2 protein-coding genes are annotated in these 1575 nt (G+C 66.6%); both read left to right on the forward strand.

Going from position 1 to position 1575, the window contains the following annotated elements; all coding sequences use genetic code 11:
* Positions 1–588 (forward strand): multicopper oxidase domain-containing protein (locus J7S20_RS16275; protein ID WP_284055302.1); only part of this gene is annotated, 588 nt, incomplete at its 5' end.
* Positions 585–1575: copper resistance protein B (locus J7S20_RS16280; protein ID WP_284055303.1), on the forward strand; the 991-nt coding region annotated here is incomplete at its 3' end. The genes J7S20_RS16275 and J7S20_RS16280, both read left to right, overlap by 4 nt.

Raw genomic sequence — 1575 nt, forward strand, 5'->3', positions numbered from 1 at the left:
GGCGGCATGGACATGGGCAGCATGTCGATGCGCGACACGTCGAAGCTTCCCGCCGACGTCAAGGTCGGCCCCGGCGTCGGCATGGTCGCGATGCATCCGGTCGACCGGATGGGCGATCCGGGCATCGGCCTGTCCGATGTCGGACACCGCGTCCTAAACTACAAACAGCTTGCGGCACTCGAGCCGAACGCGGATCTGCGTGTGCCGTCGCGCCTGCTGGAAATCCATCTCACCGGCAGCATGGACCGTTATATGTGGTCGTTCGACGGGCAGAAATTCTCCGCCGTCAGCGACGACCCGATCCGCTTCGCCAATAATGAACGCGTGCGGGTGAAGCTCGTCAACGACACGATGATGGCGCATCCCATCCATCTGCACGGCCATTTCTTCGAGCTCGTCAACGGCGCCGAACCGGCCCATCAGCCGCGCAAGCATACCGTCATCGTTCAGCCGGGCGGCATCGCCGAATACGACCTGACCGCCAACGAGTTCGGCGACTGGGCCTTTCACTGCCACCTGCTCTACCACATGCACGCCGGGATGTTTCAGATCGTCACGGTCGCGGCACCCGAGGAGGACGCGGCATGAAGACGATGCTTTTCCTGTCCGCCGCCCTACCCGCCATCGCGCTCGCCAGCCCGGCGCTTGCGCAACATAGCGGGCACGACATGGCAATGCCGCAACCGGCCCCCTCGCCGACACCGGCGCCGCCCGCATCGCACGACCAGCATGGCGCAATGGAGATGCCCGCGGCCAAGCCCGACGCCGAGCCGGCGCAACCGATGCCCTCGATGCAGCAGATGGACATGGGCGACCGTCCCCGGGCGCCGACCACGCCCACCCCTCCTCCGCCCGAAGCAGGCACCGGCCCCGCGCGTGCGGCCGACGCGATCTGGGGCGCCGACGCGATGCGCGCCTCTCGCGACGAACTGAAGCACGGGCTTGGCGGGCAGACCTATGCCAAGGTGATGGTCGACCGCCTCGAATATCGCGCGCGCGATGGCGCCGACGGCTATTTGTGGGAAGGCCAGGCCTGGTACGGCGGCGATATCGACAAGCTCTGGATCAGGAGCGAGGGCGAAGGCACCTTCGGCGGAGAGGCCGAACAGGCCGAGGTCCAGGCATTATGGAGCCATGCGATCGGCCCATGGTTCGACCTGCAGACGGGCGTGCGCCATGATTTCGCCGGCCCGTCGCGCACCCATGCGGTGATCGGCGTACAGGGATTGGCGCCCTATCAGTTCGAAACGAGCGCCGAGGCGTTCCTGTCCGACAAGGGCGAGCTGACTGCGCGGATCGAGGGTGAGCTCGACCAGCGGATCACGCAGCGGCTGATCCTGCAACCGCGCGCCGAACTGAATCTGTCGGCGCAGGATATTCCCGAACTGGGTGTCGGCGCGGGCCTCGACAAGGCGGAAGCCGGGCTGCGGCTGCGTTACGAATTTGCGCGTGAATTCGCGCCCTATATCGGTGTGGCGCAGGAATGGCGGGTCGGCCATGGCGCCGATTTCGCCCGAGCGCGCGGCGACAGCGTCAGCACGACCAACCTCGTATTCGGGCTGCGCGCCTGGTTCT

The organism is Stakelama marina (assembly GCF_018122655.1).
Taxonomy (GTDB): Bacteria; Pseudomonadota; Alphaproteobacteria; order Sphingomonadales; family Sphingomonadaceae; genus Sphingomonas; species Sphingomonas marina.